The organism is Persicobacter diffluens, from assembly GCF_036244895.1.
Classification (GTDB): Bacteria; Bacteroidota; Bacteroidia; order Cytophagales; family Cyclobacteriaceae; genus Persicobacter; species Persicobacter diffluens.
The window spans coordinates 325886-345594 of the sequence record NZ_BQKE01000001.1; the positions used below are offsets into that span (position 1 = coordinate 325886).

Here is a 19709-nt window from a genome sequence, read left to right on the forward strand (position 1 = left end):
TAATTTCCCCACCATTGCCAGCTTTTTCTTTAAAAATAAGCGGATTAGCGAAAAACAGCTCAAGATCTGATGAAAAAAATATTTTTTGAATTGTAATTTTTCACGAACAACTACAAAAAAAATAAGTTAACCCTGTGTTTCCATTAGGAATATTTTTCAATTATCATTTAAACCCCAACACAATGAAAATTGCAGTAGTAGGAACAGGTTATGTCGGATTAGTAACCGGAACTTGTTTTGCTGAGACCGGAAATCATGTGACCTGTGTAGATATAGATGAGCGCAAAGTGGCAAAAATGCGCAATCGTGAAATGCCCATATTTGAACCTGGTCTGGATCTTTTATTTCATAGAAATATTGACCAGGGTAGATTGTCCTTTACCACTTCGTTAGCGGAAGGGATTGAAGGGGCTAAAGTTATCTTTTTGGCATTGCCCACGCCTCCCGGGGAAGATGGATCTGCCGACCTGAAGTACATTTTGCAGGTGGCGGAAGAATTAGGGCCAATTTTGAATCAATATGTTGTCGTGGTGGATAAATCAACGGTACCAGTCGGAACCGCTGAGAAAGTCAGAGCTAGAATTGCGGCAAATGCCACTGTTGACTTTGATGTGGTGTCTAATCCTGAATTTTTACGGGAAGGAGTGGCTGTGGATGATTTTATGAAACCTGACCGGGTGGTCGTAGGAACCACCTCCAAAGATGCGCAGAAAGTGATGGAGCAATTATATGCGCCACTGGTTCGGCAGGGGAATCCGGTGATTTTTATGGATGAGAAATCAGCGGAATTGACCAAGTATGCTGCCAATTCATTTCTGGCGACCAAAATTACCTTTATGAATGAGATTGCCAATCTGTGCGAGTTAGTGGGTGCTGATGTGGACGCGGTTCGGCGTGGAGTGGGAACCGATACCCGAATTGGCAACCGATTTTTATTTGCGGGCATAGGTTATGGAGGTTCATGCTTTCCAAAGGATGTTCAGGCTTTGGAGAAAACGTCCAAAGAATATGAATATGATTTTAAGCTTTTGGATGCTGTAATGGAGGTGAACCATCGCCAAAAGACAAAGCTTTTTCCAAAATTGATCGAGTATTTTGGTGGAAGCCTGAAGGGGAAAACAATCGCTGTTTGGGGCTTGGCATTTAAACCAAATACAGATGATATTAGAGAGGCTCCGGCTCTTTATAATATTAAAGACTTTTTGGAGGCCGGAGCGAGGGTGAAAGTCTATGATCCTGAAGCGATGGAAAATGTGAAAGAAATTTTCGGGGATCAAATAACTTATTGTTCACACCAATATGCCGCTTCTGATGAGTCAGATGCTTTGGTGATTTTTACCGAATGGCCAGTCTTCCGTACCCCGGATTTTGATGTCCTACAAAAAGGCTTGAATAACCCCATCATATTTGACGGCAGAAACCTTTATGATTTGGAAGTCATGAAAGAGCTCGGTTTTGATTATATTAGCGTGGGACGAGCAGAAGTTCGTAAACATCAAACTGTAAAGGTTTAAGTCATATGAAAAGAGTATTAATCACAGGTGCAGCCGGTTTTTTGGGTTCGCACCTGTGTGACCGTTTTATAAAGGAAGGCTACCATGTCATGGCCATGGATAACCTGATCACTGGGGATTTAAAGAATATAGAGCATCTTTTCCCGCTTTCTAACTTTGAATTTTATAATCATGATGTATCTAATTTCGTGCATGTTTCCGGTGACTTAGATTTTATCCTTCATTTTGCCTCACCAGCTTCTCCTATCGACTATTTGAAAATCCCGATTCAAACTTTGAAGGTGGGCTCTTTAGGGACACACAACTTGTTAGGATTAGCCAAATCAAAGGGAGCCCGGATGTTGATCGCCTCTACTTCCGAGGTTTATGGAGATCCTGAGGTGCATCCTCAAAAAGAGGATTATTGGGGAAATGTAAATCCTGTCGGGCCTCGAGGTGTTTATGATGAAGCCAAACGATTTCAGGAGGCCATGACCATGGCCTACCATACCTATCATGGGCTGGAAACTCGGATTGTCCGTATTTTCAATACCTATGGTCCCAGAATGCGTCTGAATGATGGGCGAGTATTACCGGCCTTCATAGGGCAAGCCTTAAGAGGAGAGGACTTAACCGTATTTGGGGATGGCTCTCAAACCCGCTCCTTCTGCTATGTTGACGATTTGGTGGAAGGGATTTATCGTTTATTGCACTCGGATTATGCTCATCCGGTGAATATTGGAAATCCTAATGAGATTACCATTGGGGAATTCGCAGAAGAGATTATTAAGCTTACAGGAACAGATCAAAAAGTGATCTATAAAGAATTGCCTACCGATGATCCTAAAAAAAGGCAACCGGATATTTCTTTAGCAAAAGATATACTAGATTGGGAACCTAAAGTTTCCCGGGCGGAAGGGCTTAAAATCACCTATGAGTATTTCAAGTCCTTATCCGAATCGGAGCTTTATAAAAAAGAGCATAATAATTTTGAGCAATACATAAAAAAGTAACTTTTTAATGAAAGCCATTTTAATTACGGGAGGAGCCGGTTTTATCGGTTCCCATGTGGTTCGTCTTTTTGTAAATAAATACCCTGAGTACAAAATAGTGAACTTGGATAAGTTGACTTATGCAGGGAACCTAGAGAACCTTCTTGATATTGATCAAAAGGAGAATTATGAATTCGTTAAAGGGGATATTTGTGATGAAGCTTTCATCAATAGCCTTTTTCAGAAATATCAATTTGAAGGGGTTTTACATCTGGCGGCCGAATCACATGTAGATCGCTCTATTAAAGACCCTCTGGCTTTTGTGAAGACCAATATTATTGGAACGGTAAATCTTTTAAATGCTGCCAAGGACTTATGGGCAGATAATTTTGAAGGGAAGCGATTTTATCATATTAGTACGGATGAGGTTTATGGTTCTCTTGATGATGGAGGTTTCTTTTACGAAGATACCTCTTATGACCCACAGTCTCCATATTCAGCATCAAAAGCGTCTTCAGACCATTTTGTAAGAGCCTACGCCAATACTTATAAGTTACCGGTGGTGATTACGAATTGTTCCAATAACTATGGGCCAAATCAGTTCCCGGAGAAATTGATTCCGCTGTTTATTAATAACATTAGAAATAATAAGCCTCTTCCGGTATATGGGAAAGGAGAGAATGTAAGAGACTGGTTGTACGTAGTGGATCACGCCCGTGCAATTGATGTGGTTTACCATCAGGGAAAATTGGGGGAAACCTACAATATCGGTGGCTTTAATGAGTGGCAGAATATTGACCTGATTAAAGTGATTTGTAAGGTAATGGATGAGAAGTTGGGTCGTCCGGCAGGAACGGCAGAGCAACTTATTACCTATGTGACTGATCGTGCAGGTCATGATTTGAGGTATGCCATTGATGCCAACAAGATTATGAAGGAATTGGGTTGGGAACCTAGTTTACAGTTTGAAGAAGGGATTGGCAAAACGGTCGATTGGTATCTGGAAAATCAGGAGTGGATGGACAACATTACTTCAGGAGATTACCAAAAGTACTACCAGGAGCAGTACGAGCAATAAAAGAATTGAAACCAAGGGGGCGGATTTTTCTGCCCCTAAATTTTTTATCCCATGAAAGGAATAATTCTAGCGGGGGGATCAGGGACGAGGTTGCACCCCCTAACTTTAGCAATGAGTAAACAAATGATGCCGGTTTATGATAAACCCATGATTTATTACCCATTAAGTATTCTCATGATGTCTGGTATTCGTGAGATATTGATCATTTCAACCCCAAGGGACCTTCCATTTTTTAAAGAATTATTAGGAGATGGGAAACGACTGGGGTGTGAATTTTCTTATGCTGTTCAGGAGCATCCGGAAGGATTAGCACAGGCCTTCATTATTGGCGAGGAATTTATTGGGGATGATAAGGTCGCTTTGATTTTGGGTGATAATATTTTCTATGGAAACGGTTTATCCACTCAGCTTCAGGGGAATGTTGATCCCGATGGAGGAATCATTTATGCCTATCATGTGAATGATCCGGAGCGTTATGGGGTGGTAGAGTTCGATGATCAAAAACAAGCCATTTCCATCGAGGAAAAGCCATTGGAGCCAAAGTCAAATTATGCGGTGCCGGGCTTGTACTTTTATGATAATGAGGTGGTGTCTATTGCTAAATCCATCAAGCCAAGCAAAAGAGGAGAGCTGGAAATTACAGATGTAAATAAAGTTTATCTGAGGAAGGGGAAATTGAAGGTCAGTGTGATGAACCGTGGTACAGCCTGGTTGGATACCGGTACCCATGCTTCTTTGGCTCAGGCCGGGCAGTTCGTTCAAATTATTGAAGAAAGACAAGGGCTAAAAGTAGGCTGTATTGAGGAAATCGCCTACCGGATGAACTTTATTAATAAGGAGCAATTGCTAGAACTGGCAGAGCCCTTAATGAAAAGTGGTTATGGTCAATACTTAGCCCGTATTATTCACGCTTAAATCCTCGTTTTGCTGCAAGGCGGGAAAAATGAAGATATAGTCCCTATTTCGAGTTTTTTCCAACGAAACAGATGCATGAGGAAAATGCAAGCCTACCCCAATTGGGGCTAATGGGAAATTTGTAAGCCAATATGAAAAAAATAAAAAAAAGTCACTTAAGGTAGCTAGGTGAATCTAGCGGTGAATAATTCGGGTTAGGACATATTAAGGCGTTATAAAAAAAGGAGGTCATTGACCTCCTTTTCTTTTTTTATTTTATCTCGTCGTATGCCCAGTCAATTTTGTCCTTCATATCTTTTACTGCAATGCCCTGACCTTTCAGAGCAGCTCTAATTTCATCCACTTTATCATAATCCTTAGCTTCTTTAGCTTCCTGGTAAAATTTCAAAAGCATATGGATGATCGGATCTACCTCTTCGATTTTTTCTTCCTGAAGGCCTAAAACATCAAAAACAAAACCGTTGAAGGTATTGATCAGGCGGTCATAAGTTTCCCGACCTATCTCTGCATATTTCAGTTGGCCTAAATATAGGGTATTAATCTTCTTTAAGAGGTTGAAAAGGTGTGCAATGGTTTGAGCAGTATTGAAATCGTCGTTCATGGCACGATAACAATTATCACAAATACTATTGATTTGTTTCTGCTGCTTTTCATTGATTTCAACGCCTTCCTCCTCCTGGTAATTCAGTTTGGAGATTAACCTCATTCCATTTGCCAGGCGTATATATCCTTTCTCCGCAGCTTTCAGAGCGTCATTGGAGAAGTCCAGTGGACTAGAGTAATGGGACTGTAGCATGAAAAAGCGGACAGTCATCGGAGAATATCCTTTTTCTAATAATTCATGATCTCCGGTTACCAATTGGTTAGGCAAGAATGAATTCCCCTTAGATTTACTCATTTTAGTGCCATTAACCGTCAGCATATTGGAATGCATCCAATATTTGACCGTTTCTTTGCCAGTGGCGGCTTTTCCCTGCGCAATTTCACATTCATGATGAGGGAATTTTAAGTCCAATCCTCCTCCGTGAATATCAAACTGCTCACCCAGATATTTGGTGCTCATGGCCGTACATTCTAAGTGCCAGCCCGGGAAACCAATGCCCCATGGAGATGGCCAGCGCATAATGTGCTCCTCGGAAGCTTTTTTCCAAAGAGCGAAATCCGCCTTGGATCGCTTCTCTTCCTGTCCGTCCAAATTTCGGGTAGTCTCTAAGAGGTCTTCTACTACCCTGCCGGAAAGTTTTCCGTAATTTTCCTGCTCATTATATTTGGCAATGTCAAAATAAACCGACCCTTCAGACTCATAGGCAAGGCCTGCGTCCAATATTTTTTGAATCACCTCAATTTGCTCAATGATATGTCCCGTTGCCGAGGGTTCGATGTCCGGGGAGAGGATGTTGAATAATTTCATGACCTCGTGAAAACCGGTGGTGTAACGCTGAACAACCTGCATGGGTTCAATTTTTTCCAGTTTTGCAATGCGCCCGATCTTGTCCTCCCCGGCATCAGCATCATCCACTAAATGTCCTACATCAGTAATGTTGCGTACATAGCGCACTTTATAATCCTGGAACTTTAAGTATCTGTTGATGACGTCAAAGCACATAAAGGTTCTAACATTTCCCAGGTGAACATCACTGTAAACAGTAGGGCCACAAACATACATCCCAACAAATGGGGGATTGAGTGGTTCAAACTTCTCTTTTTTCCCACTTAGGGAATTGTAGACTTTTAATTCATTCAGCATAATGCAAATTTAAAATAATCGCCAAGTCTTAAAGGAATTATGGATGATAATTTTCTCCCTCAAAATCCAAATCTAAAAAAATGATTGGACAGAACTGATTTTTATAAATACCCTTTTGGAGATAGAAAGTCTCCTTTCGGTCCCCTAAAATTAAAAGGAATGCATATATATCTAGCTGTGATCAAATAAGATGTTGTTATAAAAATTAAAAATTTCTATATTTGCGCTATCAAAAGGTTGAGGGGGCCCATCGCTCCCTCTTTTGTTTATAAATGCAGGTATGGCATTTCAGGAAGATTTAAAAGATAAAGTCTGGAAGTTGGCTGAGGAGGCCCTGAAGGACGATCAATACTTTGTTGTCAATGTGATTATCAGTGGTCATCAGCCCAATATGAAAGTTTTGGTGCTGCTTGATGGCGATGATGGTATGGATATTGATGTTTGTGCAGAGGTAAGCAGATATGTAGGGTATCAGTTAGAGGAGCAGGAGGTCATTAGCACCAAATATATTTTGGAAGTGTCTTCTCCCGGATTGGATTACCCGCTACAATTGCACAGACAATATTTGAAGAATATTGGCAGAACGCTAAAAGTTACAGTGGAAGGAGAATCCAAACCTTTTAAAGGGGAGTTACTGGAAGTAACAGATTCAAATATTCTTCTGAAGGCCGAGGTGAAGGAAAAAGGAAAGAAAAAGGTAAACTATGAGGATACCGAGATTGCTTTCGATTCCATCAAGGAAGCCATGATTGTAATTGTATTTTAAGAAAGGCTGTGCTAAAAAGTAACAGTTTAATTTGTTTATTATAGCAAGTAAAGAGACCGAAAGCATATGTTGGACAGTTCGACTTTAATCGAGTCTTTTGCGGAATTCGCAAAAACCAAAAATGTGGATCGCCCCACGATGATCCGTATTCTGGAAGATGTATTCCGTACAATGATCCGCAAAAAATATGAGTTTGATGATAACTTCGAAGTTATTATCAATGCTGAAAAGGGTGACCTGGAAATCTGGCGTTATCGCGAAATCGTGGATGATAACTCTGAGGATATCTGGGATTATGACAAAATCAGCCTGGAAGAGGCTAGAAAGATCGAGCCTGATTTTGAGATTGGAGAGCAGGTTGCGGAGTCGGTTCAATTGGAGGATTTCGGTCGTCGTGCAGTAATGACTGCTCGTCAAACTTTGATGCAACGCATTAAAGATTTGGAAAAAGATATTTTATATCAAAAATATAAAGATTTGGTAGGTGATGTCATTACGGCTGAAGTTTACCAGGTTTTGGGTCGTGAAATCATCCTTGCCGATGGGGAAGGAAATGAATTGTCTTTACCAAAAGGAGAGCAGATCCCAAAAGATCGTTTCCGCAAGGGAGACACTGTTCGTGCGATCATTCATAAGGTAGATACCAATAATGGTAATCCAAAGATTTTGGTTTCTAGAACGTCTCCTGAATTTTTGGAACGCTTATTTGAGCAGGAAGTTCCTGAGATTTATGACGGATTGATCTCTATTAAGAAGATTGTTCGTGAGCCAGGTGAACGTGCGAAAGTAGCGGTGGAATCTTATGATGACAGAATTGACCCGGTAGGAGCTTGTGTGGGAATGAAAGGATCCAGAATCCATTCTATCGTTCGTGAGCTTCGTAATGAGAACATTGATGTGATTAATTTCACAGAGAACAAAGACTTGTTTATTGCTCGTGCATTGAGCCCGGCGAAGGTAGTTCGTACCGAGATTAACGAAGAAGAGTCTCGCGTAGCGGTATTCCTTAAACCGGATCAGGTTTCTTTGGCAATCGGTAAAGGAGGATATAATATCCGTCTTGCCGGTAAATTAGTGGGTTATGAGATTGACGTCTTCCGTGACATTGAAGAAGGGGAGGAAGAAGATATCATGCTAACTGAATTTAAAGACGAAATTGATGAGTGGATCATCGAAGAGTTGAACAAAGTTGGTCTGGATACCGCAAAGAGCGTTATCGCCCTTTCTATGGAAGAATTAGTACGTCGTACTGACCTTGAAGAGGAGACCATTGCCGAGATCGTGAAGGTAATTCACAACGAGTTTGAATAAAAATATAGCATAAAGAGACAGGGAATCCCGAACCTGTCTCTTTTTAATGTATATTTGTCGTTCGGGATTTCCTATCATTTGAGAATAGCTCATTTTTATTAGCATCAGGCATCAGTAAATATATGGCAGAAGAAAAAAAGCACCGATTAAGTAAAGTCGCCTCCAAATTAAATGTGGGCCTTAACTCTGTCGTCGAGTTTTTGACGAAGAAAGGGTATGAGGTTTCACGTAATCCTAACTCTAAATTATCTGAGGAAGAATTCCGCCTTGTAGCAAAGGAATTTCAGGGATCCGCTCAGGACAAGGAGGAAGCGGCTGAACTGCAAATCGGTACTTCAAAAAGAGCAGCGAACGCCGGTAACGAGACCAGCAAAAAGGAAACTGCTAAAAAAGAAGAAGAATTTCAGGAGGAGAAGCAAGTGTTTATCAAAAACATGAGCGATGAGCCCCTGACGCCAAAAAAAGAGGAAGAAAAACCTCAGCAAAAGGAAATACCTAAAGTGGAAGATCCACAACTGGAAGGATTGAAAGTGGTTGGTAAAATTGATTTGGATGCTTTGAAAAAGCCATCCCCAAAACCAGCAGAAAAGAAAAAAGCTGCTGAGCCCAAGAAGGCTACACCACCGAAAGCACAGGAGAAAAAACCTTCTGAGGAGAAGATTGAAAAAACTGATGCCGCTAAAGTAAATCCTCCGAAGAAAGAGGCTGCCCCTGAAAAGCCAGCCCAAACCGAGAAAGCAACTAAAGAAACACCGGAGAAGCCGGTTTCAGAGAATAAAGTTTTGGAAAAGGAAAATACCGTTGAGGCAGCAACTAAAAAAGATGCTCCTCAAGCAAAGGGGACTTCTGAGGGGAATGCCGATCAGAAAGGAACTACTACTGGTGAGTCCGGTAAGGTAATTACAGCCCAGGCAGACAAGCTGCAGGGATTAAAAGTAGTAGGTAAAATCGACTTGAGTTCTTTTGAGCGCAAGCCAAAGAAAAAGCCGATAGCATCTTCTGATGACAAAGGTCGCGGAAAAAAGAGACAGCGCAAACGCATTACCAAAGATGGCCAGGGGAACGTACAGAACCAGGGTGGTCAGCAAGGTGGTAATCAGCAAGGCGGAGGAAACCGTAACCAGCAAGGTGGCGGCAATCGCAATCAGCAAGGCCAGGGCGGCGGTAATCGCAATCAGCAGGGTGGAGGTAATCGCAACCAGCAAGGTGGCGGTGGTAACCGAAATCAGCAAGGTGGCGGAAGAGGCCGTAATCAAAATCAGAATAGAAAAGGCGGAAGAAAGCCACAGCCACAAAAGGAGGAGCTTACAGATAAGCAAATTCAGGAGCAAATCAAGCAGACGCTTGCTAAGCTTTCCGGCGGAAACAAAGGAAATCAGGCTTCTAACCGTTCTAAATACAGAAAAGATAAGAGAAACCGTGCCAGTGAAGCCTTTGAGGCGGAGATGGAGCAGGAAAGACTGGATGCAAAGAAGCTAAAAGTAACAGAATTTATTTCTGCGAACGATTTGGCTACTTTGATGGAGGTTTCTGTAAACGAAGTGATTGCAACAGCCATGAATATGGGCATGTTCGTATCCATCAACCAGCGTTTGGATGCGGAAGCGATTACTTTATTAGCCGATGAGTTTGGTTACGATGCAGAATTTGCTTCTGCAGAGGACGAGACAGAAGTTACCGTTGTAGAGGATAAGGCTGAAGATCTACAGGAAAGAGCACCGATCGTAACGATCATGGGTCACGTTGACCACGGTAAAACTTCCCTTTTGGATTATATCCGTAACGCTAATGTAACGGCATCTGAGGCCGGTGGTATTACGCAGCACATTGGTGCTTATGACGTGATGACCGAAACTGGTAAGCGTGTAGCATTCCTGGATACTCCAGGTCACGAAGCCTTTACCGCGATGCGTGCACGTGGTGCGAAAGTTACCGACGTTGCCATTATCGTAGTAGCAGCCGATGACGCGGTAATGCCACAAACAAAAGAGGCCATCAACCACGCTCAGGTAGCGGGTGTACCAATCGTAATTGCGATTAACAAAATTGATAAGCCGGCAGCGAATGCGGATAAAATTCGTGATGAGTTGTCACAAATGAATATCTTGGTAGAGGACTGGGGTGGTAAATACCAGTGTCAGGAAATTTCTGCTAAGTCAGGTCAGGGTGTAGAAGAGCTACTGGAGAAAGTATTGCTTGAAGCGGAGATTTTGGAATTGAAAGCCAATCCAAATCGTGAAGCAGCAGGTACTGTAGTAGAGGCTTCTTTGGACAAAGGCCGTGGTTACGTTGCGACCATGTTGGTAGAAAACGGTACTTTGAGTATTGGAGATATCATGTTGGCAGGTCAGCACTATGGTAAAGTTAAGGCCATGTATGACCACCGTGGAAACCGTTTGGAATCTGTAGGTCCGGCAACTCCAGTTCAGGTATTAGGTTTGGATGGAGCTCCACAGGCGGGTGACAAATTGAATGTGATGGAAACGGACCGTGAGGCGCGTGAAATTGCAACTAAACGTCAGCAGTTAGCACGTGAGCAATCTGTTCGTACGAAGAAACACATTACTCTGGATGAGATTGGCCGTCGATTGGCGATTGGATCATTCCAGGAATTGAATATTATCGTTAAGGGTGACGTGGATGGCTCCGTTGAGGCATTGTCTGATTCCTTATTGAAATTGTCTACTGATGAGGTAGCCGTGAATATTATTCACAAGGCTGTAGGTCAGATCTCTGAGTCTGATGTATTGTTGGCCTCTGCTTCTGATGCGATTATCATCGGTTTCCAGGTTCGTCCTTCCGTTCAGGCGAGAAGAATTGCCGAATCTGAAGAAATTGATATCCGTCTGTACTCTATCATCTACGATGCGATTAACGAGGTGAAAGATGCGATGGAAGGTATGTTGGCTCCTGAAGAACAAGAAGTCATCATGGGTAACGCTGAAGTACGTGAGACCTTCAAAATCTCGAAAGTGGGTACCATTGCAGGTTGTATGGTTACCGACGGTATCATCAAGCGTGGTAATGATGTGAGATTGATCCGTGACGGTATCGTGATTTACTCTGGTGCATTGGGTGCTTTGAAACGCTTCAAAGACGATGTAGCAGAAGTGAAGAAAGGTTACGACTGTGGTATCTCTATCAACGGTTTCAACGATATCAAAATCGGTGACGTTATTGAGTCATATGAGATTCAGGAGACAAAGCGTACGCTTTAATAACGAGAAAAATATTATTGAAAAAGCCGGCCAATTTGGTCGGCTTTTTTATTTTTGGGGCATTCAACCTTTAAGTAATTATGAAAAAGATATACATGGCGGTGGTATTCCTGATGCTGCCTTTCTGCCTTCAAGCGCAGCAATTGGAAAAAGTAAAAGTGAATGATGAGATCACTATCGAAGTACCAACTGATTTCCGACCTATGGCAGCGGATGTAATTGCCCGGAAATATGCCGGTAGCAGCGCCGTTATTTCAGCGATGTCAGATTTAAACGGCCAAGCAGACTTAACCTTGTCTCAAAAGCCTAGTCAATGGTCTACGGCTGATTTCCCGATTCTAAGAGGCTTTTTCAAGAGTTCTATTCAGGAGCTGAACGGAGATATCGATTTTAGCAGGGAAGAGGTGCTGGAAATCAATGGCAAATCGTTTCTTGTATTTGAATTTGATGCGCCGCTACCCAGTGGAGAGGGACCTTCCAATGGGGTAGGAAGAAAATATAACCTTATAGCCTATACCATTGATAATGGACAGCTGTTGACCTACAATTTTTCCTGTAATAGCCGGATTAAATCACAATATCAGAATACTGCTATGATGGTGTTAAATACCCTAATGATAAAATGAGTGAGTTGATAAACCCTTTTGATGATAATTATTTCATGCGTCAGGCTTTACAGGAAGCGGAGGTAGCGTTTGAAGAGGAGGAAATACCGGTTGGTGCGGTGGTCGTGTGGAAAAACCGAATAATAGCCAGAGCCCATAACCAAACCGAGCGATTGTCTGATGTAACGGCACATGCCGAAATGTTGGCCATTACTGCTGCGGCCAATGCCATTGGTGGGAAGTACTTGAAAGATTGTACGCTTTATGTTACAATGGAACCTTGTACCATGTGTGCTGGTGCCATATTCTGGGCGCAGGTGAGTAAAGTGGTATTCGGTGCTGCGGATTTAAAACGAGGCTATGAGCGGCTGGATCCTCCGGTGCTGCATGGAAAAACCGAGATCGTCAGAGGAATCATGCAGGCGGAGTGTCAGGCCATAGTGGATGAGTTTTTCCAGAAATTGCGTAAGTAAAACCCGCTTGTGTTTAAAAGTATGATGTTCAATTAAATGACCATTATAGCAGAAGTGATGTTACCCTAATTATTCACCGCTGGATTTATTTTCATTGCATTACGGTTGACTTTGCTGGTTATTTTAATAACTCAAATTGGGGTAATCTTTCTTATTCCTCTTCTGTGTTGGGAAAAAACCGAAATAGGAATTTATTCCTTCATATTTACAGCATAGCAGCTAAATTAGGATTTAAACATGATTAATTCCCGCTAGAATTATTTTCGGGCTATAGTATCATTGTTGTTGGAGCAATTTTGTGAGGTTCCTGCTTGCTAACTCCTCATTATCAGGGAGAATCAATTCCTTCAATAGGATTATGGTTTTTATCAATTGGGAATAGCGAACGGAGTATGCTAATTTCCGTTTGAAAATCAGAAGTGAATAAGATAATTAATCCTTTTATTTAGGACTTTCTGAAGAAAAAAATTATCTTAATTCTACTGATTTTCAGTGAAAAACAATTGAAACAATACCAATTAAACACAATAATCATGGCTTTCGAATTACCGGCTTTGCCTTACGCTTTTGATGCGCTGGAACCACATATTGATGCGCGCACTATGGAAATTCATCATGGTAAACACCATGCCGGATATGTAGCAAAATTGAATGCTGCTATTGAAGGAACACCCGCTGCTGATAAATCTATCGAAGACTTGATGACAGAAGTAGGATCTTTGGGGACGGCAGTAAGAAATAATGGTGGAGGTCACTACAACCACACCTTGTTCTGGAGCATTTTGAGTGCAAATGGTGGTCAGCCATCAACAGAATTGGCTTCAGCTATTGATGCCGCTTTTGGTTCTTTTGACGCATTCAAAGAGACTTTCTCCAATGCAGCGGCCACGCGTTTTGGTTCAGGATGGGCTTGGTTGATTGTTAAGGCTGATGGTTCTTTGGCCGTGACTTCAACTGCTAATCAGGACAATCCCTTGATGGATATTGCAGAAGAAAAAGGAACACCAATTTTAGGGTTGGATGTTTGGGAGCATGCTTACTATTTGCATTATCAGAATCGTCGTCCGGATTATATCGGTGGATTCTTTAATGTTATAAACTGGGAACAGGTTTCTAAAAACTTTGCTGCTGCGAAATAATCGGCATTAGATAATGAATAAAAAAATCCCGTTCATCTGAACGGGATTTTTTGTTTTTAGATCTCCAACTTTGCCAAATTGTCTTGAGACAGTGGCTTGTTGATGTATTGTTTTACGTAATCGTATTTTTTTGATTTGCTAACATCCTGCGGGTTAATGGAGGAAGTCAGCATCACGATTTTACATTTGTTCTTTGTAAGATCTGAAAGTTTGTCGAATTCATCCAAAAATTGAAATCCATCCATTAAAGGCATATCAATATCGAGGAAAATGACTTCTGGAAGAACGCTCTCGGCCACTTCTTCCATTTTTTCAATATTTCTTAAGAACTCAACTGCACTTTTAGCACCAGTATGGGTATAGATTCTTTCCGTAATATTGGCCGCCTCAATCATCTTTTGATTAATTAGATTGTCAATCTCATTATCGTCGATCAGCATCACCGCGGAATATTTGGGACTATTTGGACTCATGATAACTTATTTATTTAAAACAGTTCATAAACGTAACGTAATTAAATGATTTTTTTTCAATTAAATCATAAAATTGTTAATAAATAATTACATTAAATATTGAATTCAATGCCTTGAGCCAGAGGTAAATTCGAACCATAGTTCATGGTATTAGTTTGCCTGCGCATATAAATTTTCCAGGCATCTGATCCGGACTCTCTACCTCCACCAGTTTCTTTTTCACCACCAAAGGCGCCGCCGATTTCTGCCCCGGAGGTGCCAATATTTACATTGGCAATGCCGCAGTCGGAACCATTAGTGGATAAGAATTGCTCCGCCTCTCTCATATTCAAAGTCATGATGGCAGAGCTCAGCCCTTGTGGCACATCATTTTGTTTCGCTATGGCTTCCTCCAGGCTATTGTACGAAATCAGGTACAAAATTGGTGCGAAAGTCTCTTCCTGAACAATTTTGTATTCATTTTCTACTTTAAAGATGGCAGGTTGCACATAACAGCCGGAACTATAGCGCTCTCCTTCCAAAACTTTTCCATCGATAATAACTTCGGCTCCTTCTTCTTTGGCTTTGGCTATGGCATTTAGATAATTATTGACCGCCTCTTTATCAATTAATGGCCCCACATGGTTTTCCGTATCCAGCGGATTTCCGATTTTTAGTTGGGCATAGGCATTTTTAAGTTTTTCAGCCACGGTCTCTATGATAGATTCATGGACGATTAATCTACGCGTAGAGGTACATCGCTGCCCACAGGTACCTACAGCTCCGAATAGTGCCCCAATGATCGACATCTCTAAATCGGCCTCCGGTGTTATGATAATGGCATTATTTCCGCCTAGTTCCAAAAGACTTTTTCCAAGACGCGCCCCAACTGCAGCCCCCACTGATTTTCCCATTTTGGTGGAGCCCGTTGCGGAAACCAAAGGAACATGCTTATCGTTAGCCATGGCTTTACCCACTGAAGCATCTCCCACCACAAGGCAGCTTACTGCTGCCGGGGCATGGTTGGCTTGCAATACCTCCTGCACAATTTTTTGACAGGCAATTGCTGAAAGTGGTGTTTTTTCGGAGGGTTTCCAAATGCAAACATCTCCACATACCCAGGCCAGGAAAGCATTCCATGACCACACCGCTACCGGAAAGTTAAAGGCCGAAATGATGCCCACTACGCCCAGCGGATGATACTGTTCATACATGCGGTGCTGTGGACGTTCAGAATGCATGGTCAGACCGTGCAATTGTCGGGATAAGCCTACCGCAAAGTCGGCAATATCTATCATCTCCTGTACTTCCCCTAGTCCTTCCTGAAGGGATTTCCCCATCTCATAAGAAACTAAATGGCCGAGCGCTTCTTTATTTTGTCGAAAGGCCTCCCCTATCTGTCGAACGATTTCTCCTCTTTTAGGGGCAGGTATATTTCTCCATTCAAGGAAATCTTTCCTGGCCTGATCAACTACCTGATGATACTGTTCTTCGGTGGCCAGCTGCACCTCTCCAATGGTATTGCCATTGACTGGAGAAGTACTTTTTATTTTGGGGCCATTACCTCTTTGCCATTGGTTACCAATGGCAATACCCAAGTTTTCATGCTCGAGTTTTAGTTGGGATAAAAAGTTCAGGTTCATTCTATTTGGGGTTTGTTCTTTAATTTTTTGTTAGGTGAAAATACGAAATTTCAGGCTGGAATGAGGCATTTTGGGATAATTTACCACTGAGAAGGACTGTACGTTTTTGAGTGCAAAAAAAGCCAGTGCTTTCACACTGGCTTTTCTGAAGGGATTTAATTGATATTTAAATCCCCTTTATCTGAAGAAAATTAATACGATCGTATTTGATTTTGGTTTATTTTAAAAAATAGCATTGCATTGTGCTTTGAAAAACCTGCAGCGCTTCCAAAATACTTCATTTTTTTGCTAAACATGTAGCACTTTAATTAGGCCTTGCTACTAAAGCCCCAATTCTTTTATTCCCTGCTGGAAGACCACATCTTTAGGGATATTTAACTCAGATAATTTATCCAAATCCGCTTGTAGTTCCGGGCTTATTTTGCCGCTTTTTTCTACTAATGCGGCTACCCCATCGTAATCGCCATTACCCTGCAGCGTTAATATTTTCTCTGACAAGGCATTTACCGCCTCCTCCATTTTTTCATAATTAACACGGTAAAGGCCGGTGGCTTCGTCTTTGGAAAATGCGCCGAATTCCTTGAAATAATTGAATCGAATCATATTCGCCACACCATGTGCAGAGGCTGCTCCGAAGCGTACGGAGCGGAAAATACCTGCTAGGAAGGTAGTATAGTAATCTTTCATCTCCCCTTCCAATTCTCCTTTAGCATGTAATTGATCGATCATATACAGGCCAAGAATATCTGCTTTTCCTTCTTCCAGGGCCGAGGCATGTTCTTTAAGGGCAGCTCTTACCATTCCCTTATTGTTAATGGTATTTTTTATTCCCAAACCATGGGCTACTTCATGGAACATGGTATTGGCAAAAAAGGCGTCGAAAGTCACATTGCTTCTTTGTTCTTCCACAATTAATGCACTGGCAATGGGCAGCATGATTTTGTCAAATTTGGCCTTCATGGCATTTTTTAGCTGCAGTCGGCGAGTACCTTTTTCTAGTTGCACTTTTTCATCATTGGGCAGGTTAATGGCAATGGTTTTTGATGCCGCATTACAATCTCCTGCATAATAGACGACATCATAGGCGTTCAGATCAGAGTCGGTTCCGGCTTCTTCTTTTTTATAAGCTTCCGCTACCGGAAGATTGCTCTGAAGCTCTGGAAGAAAAGAGGCAAATTTGGCTAATTTCTTACTCCACTCCATATCTTTTATTAAAACGTAGGCTTCATGGGATGCTTTATTGCCAAATAGCTTATCTTCATAGGTTTCTATAGGCCCCACCACCAGGTCAATCATATTGTCCTTCATGTCCATCCAGGCTAAATCCGACTCGAAATATTCATCAGCTCGGAGGGCTTTTGCTCTTAATTGAAGGTATTTTTGGAAACCTTTATCTTCGGCCAAGTCGGCTGCTTGTTCTAATAACTGTGCAGCTTCCTCCGTTTGTGCTTTGAAAAATTCATGATAAGGGATGGCCACCAAGTTTCCGTCCTCTCCCCTTCTGACCATGGTGTATAAGCTGTTGATATCAGACGCTGAAGATTTCTCAAACTCCTCCTTGGTCATATCTGCCGGGTAATAATTCGCTCCTTTAGGCTTTTCTCCTACGCCTTGGATAAAGGGCTTATTGTTTTCCAAGCGATCCCAGGGTCCATAGTTGATTACAGCATAGGCTTTTTCTGCCGGACTTAGCGGTTCCAGCAAAGCATTTTTGTCTCCGTAAGCTTCCTGCCAAAAAATATCATCCATGATTTCAGCTACTTGAATCAACAGCGGAATCATTTTTTTCTGGTTCTCACTCAAATGGGAAAGGTCGGCAGTCAAAGTAAAATGATCATACTGGTTTACTTTTTCCTGAACCGGATCTGATACCGATAGGCTGGAATTTTCAGCTTTTTTTTGATCTGCCTGGCATCCTCCCAAAAGTAGTCCTCCTGCAAAGGCAAGGGAGAGTATGTGGTTCTTTTTCATATTATTAAGGTTGATTTTATTAATTGATCTCACAATCTGATAATGCTTTTTTGATGCTCTCTTGGTCCAGGTTATTTCCGATGAAGACCAGCATATTATCGCCCCTTTCCTCTTCGAACAGACTTCCCTGAGTAAAATAAAATTGGGTGCCCACGGACTGCACGATGATTTTGCGGTCGTACGTTTTTGAGTACAATTTTCCTTTTACTCTGTAGACCGAAGGATTCATGGGCAGGAACATCGAAAGCCAGGCTTCGAATTTATGCAAATCCAGGGCATTGCCAGACTGCCAGGTAAAACTTCTGATCTGTCCGTGTTGATGATGGATGGGCTGGTCGGCCTTTTCCACCATTTTGTAATCTCTTTTTCTTAAATCAAAAAGATGTTCATTGTCTACCTGCCCATATTGACAGGGGATAATTTCAGCAAAAGGATTCAGGGAAGCTAGTACCTCCTTAACCTTATTCCACTCTTCTTTTGGGAGAAGATCAGTCTTGTTCAGTAAAATGTTGTGTGCTGCTGATAGCTGTTGAGCCGTCACGGACTCTTGCTCGATTCTTTCCAGTACCGTTGGGGCATCGGCCAGGGCGATGATACCATCCAGGCTGAATATGCCCTGCAGGTGAGGATCAAACATAAAGGTAGCAGCTACCGAAAGCGGATCGGCAATGCCGGTGGTTTCAATTAACAGGTGATCAAACTTAAAGTCACTGGTGATCAGCTTGGTTAATACCTTAAGTAACTCTTCATTGATATTGCAGCAAATACAGCCATTGGCTAATTCAAAAATGCCCTCTTTTGGTCCATCGATCAGTTCTTGATCTAAGGGTACTTTGCCAAATTCATTTTCAATAATGGCGTATTGTGTTTGGGGATTTTGTGAAATGATGTGGTTAAGGAGAGTGGTTTTTCCCGCACCCAGAAAGCCGGTTAGTATGGTAACTTTTATAGAATTTTGCTGCATCTTATTTCGTACAATTTACTCCAAGGTAGGCAATGCCCATCGACATCTCAAGGAGTTTTCCTGAAATAATACTAAGGGTTACATCGCGTAGAAAGTTTTTCCAACGGAAATATTCCAAAATGTTACGGGAGCTATGCCTCCAAATGTTACTTATAGGGAACAGTATTCCTACAATTTGAGTTTTAATATCACATCCTGATTTTTTTCTCAAACCTAACCTCATCTTATTTATGACCCGGACTTTAACATTCCCATTTAAGCCCTTTGTGATCTTTTTCATTTGTTTCCTGGTACATACAAGTTGCCAGCCTCTTGAGGAGGTCAACCCGGAAACCCGTAGTATTCCCATTGAAAATTTAAAAGCTAACATTAAAAACCCGGTTGTATTGGATATGAGCAGTGCTAATCTGCATTTGGGCATTATGGATATTCACAATGTAGATCAGTTAAATGGGATACATGATTTCAAATTGGGGACTTATTTGAAGGATCTTAATTTGGGCGACTTTATGGATTATGGGGAGTTTTATGAGGGCAGGCTTAAGGTATTTATCTCGAAAAAGCACCTGGTGAAGCTAAAGAATGCAGACTGTTTTGATGTTACCCTATATTTTATAGATGACATGCTTGCTAAAGTACAAATGACTTCCAATTTGGGTTTGGTGAATGATTTATTGCAGACTTTTGGACGACCTAATATTAAAAGAAAGAAAATCGCCAGGGAATTGCACTTGCCTGAAATTAAAAACCCCTATTTACTTACTTTGGTGGAAATGGAATGGAAAACATTCCGAAACAGAATGACCTATAAGGAATCTTTGAGAGACCGATCCTTTGACATTGGAAAGCTTGAGAAAATTAATCGCCTAACCATCCAGATGAATGGTTATGAAAAGCACCTGATGTATTTGGATCGGGTGATGAGTTTGTAAAACAATATAA

16 protein-coding genes are annotated in these 19709 nt (G+C 41.7%); 11 read left to right on the plus strand and 5 right to left on the minus strand.

Annotated elements, in window-relative coordinates:
- The first annotated feature begins 182 nt into the window (after positions 1-182).
- Genes AAA970_RS01365 through rfbA form a run of 4 tightly spaced genes read left to right on the plus strand, consistent with a single transcriptional unit; the run spans position 183 to position 4478 of the window.
- Positions 183-1514 (plus strand): UDP-glucose dehydrogenase family protein, encoded by a 1332-nt coding sequence (locus AAA970_RS01365; RefSeq protein WP_053406151.1) that lies wholly within the window; start codon positions 183-185, stop codon positions 1512-1514.
- Between the two features lie 5 nt (positions 1515-1519).
- Entirely contained in the window at positions 1520-2506 is a 987-nt protein-coding gene (locus tag AAA970_RS01370) for a UDP-glucuronic acid decarboxylase family protein (protein ID WP_338235699.1), read from the plus strand.
- A 7-nt stretch (positions 2507-2513) separates the two neighbouring features.
- Positions 2514-3563, plus strand: coding sequence for a dTDP-glucose 4,6-dehydratase (gene rfbB, locus AAA970_RS01375; protein ID WP_338235700.1), 1050 nt, complete (start codon positions 2514-2516; stop codon positions 3561-3563).
- Between the two features lie 51 nt (positions 3564-3614).
- The gene (gene rfbA, locus AAA970_RS01380; RefSeq protein ID WP_338235701.1) at positions 3615-4478 is read left to right on the plus strand and encodes a glucose-1-phosphate thymidylyltransferase RfbA; all 864 of its coding nucleotides are present in this window, start codon (positions 3615-3617) and stop codon (positions 4476-4478) included.
- Between the two features lie 250 nt (positions 4479-4728).
- On the opposite strand, the gene cysS is transcribed toward rfbA, so the two are convergent.
- Entirely contained in the window at positions 4729-6225 is a 1497-nt protein-coding gene (cysS, locus tag AAA970_RS01385; protein ID WP_338235702.1) for a cysteine--tRNA ligase, read from the minus strand.
- Between the two features lie 280 nt (positions 6226-6505).
- Between cysS and AAA970_RS01390 the strand changes: the two genes are divergently transcribed.
- The 6 genes from AAA970_RS01390 to AAA970_RS01415 all read left to right on the plus strand — a co-directional run bounded on the left by AAA970_RS01390 (position 6506) and on the right by AAA970_RS01415 (position 13737).
- Entirely contained in the window at positions 6506-6991 is a 486-nt protein-coding gene (locus tag AAA970_RS01390) for a ribosome maturation factor RimP (protein WP_053406146.1), read from the plus strand.
- A gap of 69 nt (positions 6992-7060) precedes the next feature.
- The gene (gene nusA / locus AAA970_RS01395) at positions 7061-8302 is read left to right on the plus strand and encodes a transcription termination factor NusA (RefSeq protein WP_053406953.1); all 1242 of its coding nucleotides are present in this window, start codon (positions 7061-7063) and stop codon (positions 8300-8302) included.
- A 122-nt stretch (positions 8303-8424) separates the two neighbouring features.
- Positions 8425-11520 carry a translation initiation factor IF-2 gene (infB, locus tag AAA970_RS01400; RefSeq protein WP_338235703.1) on the plus strand — a complete coding sequence of 1032 codons (3096 nt, stop codon included), beginning with the start codon at positions 8425-8427 and terminating at the stop codon, positions 11518-11520.
- An 80-nt stretch (positions 11521-11600) separates the two neighbouring features.
- Positions 11601-12146, plus strand: a complete 546-nt coding sequence (locus tag AAA970_RS01405) for a hypothetical protein (protein WP_053406144.1) — start codon at positions 11601-11603, stop codon at positions 12144-12146.
- Complete coding sequence (locus AAA970_RS01410; RefSeq protein WP_053406143.1) at positions 12143-12598, plus strand: nucleoside deaminase; 456 nt, start codon at positions 12143-12145, stop codon at positions 12596-12598. Before AAA970_RS01405 ends, AAA970_RS01410 begins: the two co-directional genes overlap by 4 nt.
- Positions 12599-13131: 533 nt before the next feature.
- Complete coding sequence (locus AAA970_RS01415) at positions 13132-13737, plus strand: superoxide dismutase (protein ID WP_338235704.1); 606 nt, start codon at positions 13132-13134, stop codon at positions 13735-13737.
- 56 nt (positions 13738-13793) lie between these two features.
- On the opposite strand, the gene AAA970_RS01420 is transcribed toward AAA970_RS01415, so the two are convergent.
- From AAA970_RS01420 to AAA970_RS01435, 4 genes are all read right to left on the minus strand, one after another.
- Positions 13794-14210: a response regulator gene (locus AAA970_RS01420; RefSeq protein WP_053406141.1), complete on the minus strand. Its 417-nt coding sequence runs from the start codon at positions 14208-14210 to the stop codon at positions 13794-13796.
- A gap of 92 nt (positions 14211-14302) precedes the next feature.
- Complete coding sequence (amaB, locus tag AAA970_RS01425) at positions 14303-15832, minus strand: L-piperidine-6-carboxylate dehydrogenase (protein ID WP_338235705.1); 1530 nt, start codon at positions 15830-15832, stop codon at positions 14303-14305.
- Positions 15833-16153: 321 nt separating this feature from the next.
- The gene (locus AAA970_RS01430; protein ID WP_338235706.1) at positions 16154-17803 is read right to left on the minus strand and encodes a dipeptidyl-peptidase 3 family protein; all 1650 of its coding nucleotides are present in this window, start codon (positions 17801-17803) and stop codon (positions 16154-16156) included.
- Between the two features lie 19 nt (positions 17804-17822).
- The gene (locus AAA970_RS01435) at positions 17823-18767 is read right to left on the minus strand and encodes a CobW family GTP-binding protein (protein ID WP_338235707.1); all 945 of its coding nucleotides are present in this window, start codon (positions 18765-18767) and stop codon (positions 17823-17825) included.
- Between the two features lie 230 nt (positions 18768-18997).
- On the opposite strand from AAA970_RS01435, the gene AAA970_RS01440 reads away from it, so the two are divergent.
- Positions 18998-19699: a hypothetical protein gene (locus AAA970_RS01440; protein WP_338235708.1), complete on the plus strand. Its 702-nt coding sequence runs from the start codon at positions 18998-19000 to the stop codon at positions 19697-19699.
- Positions 19700-19709: the final 10 nt, after the last annotated feature.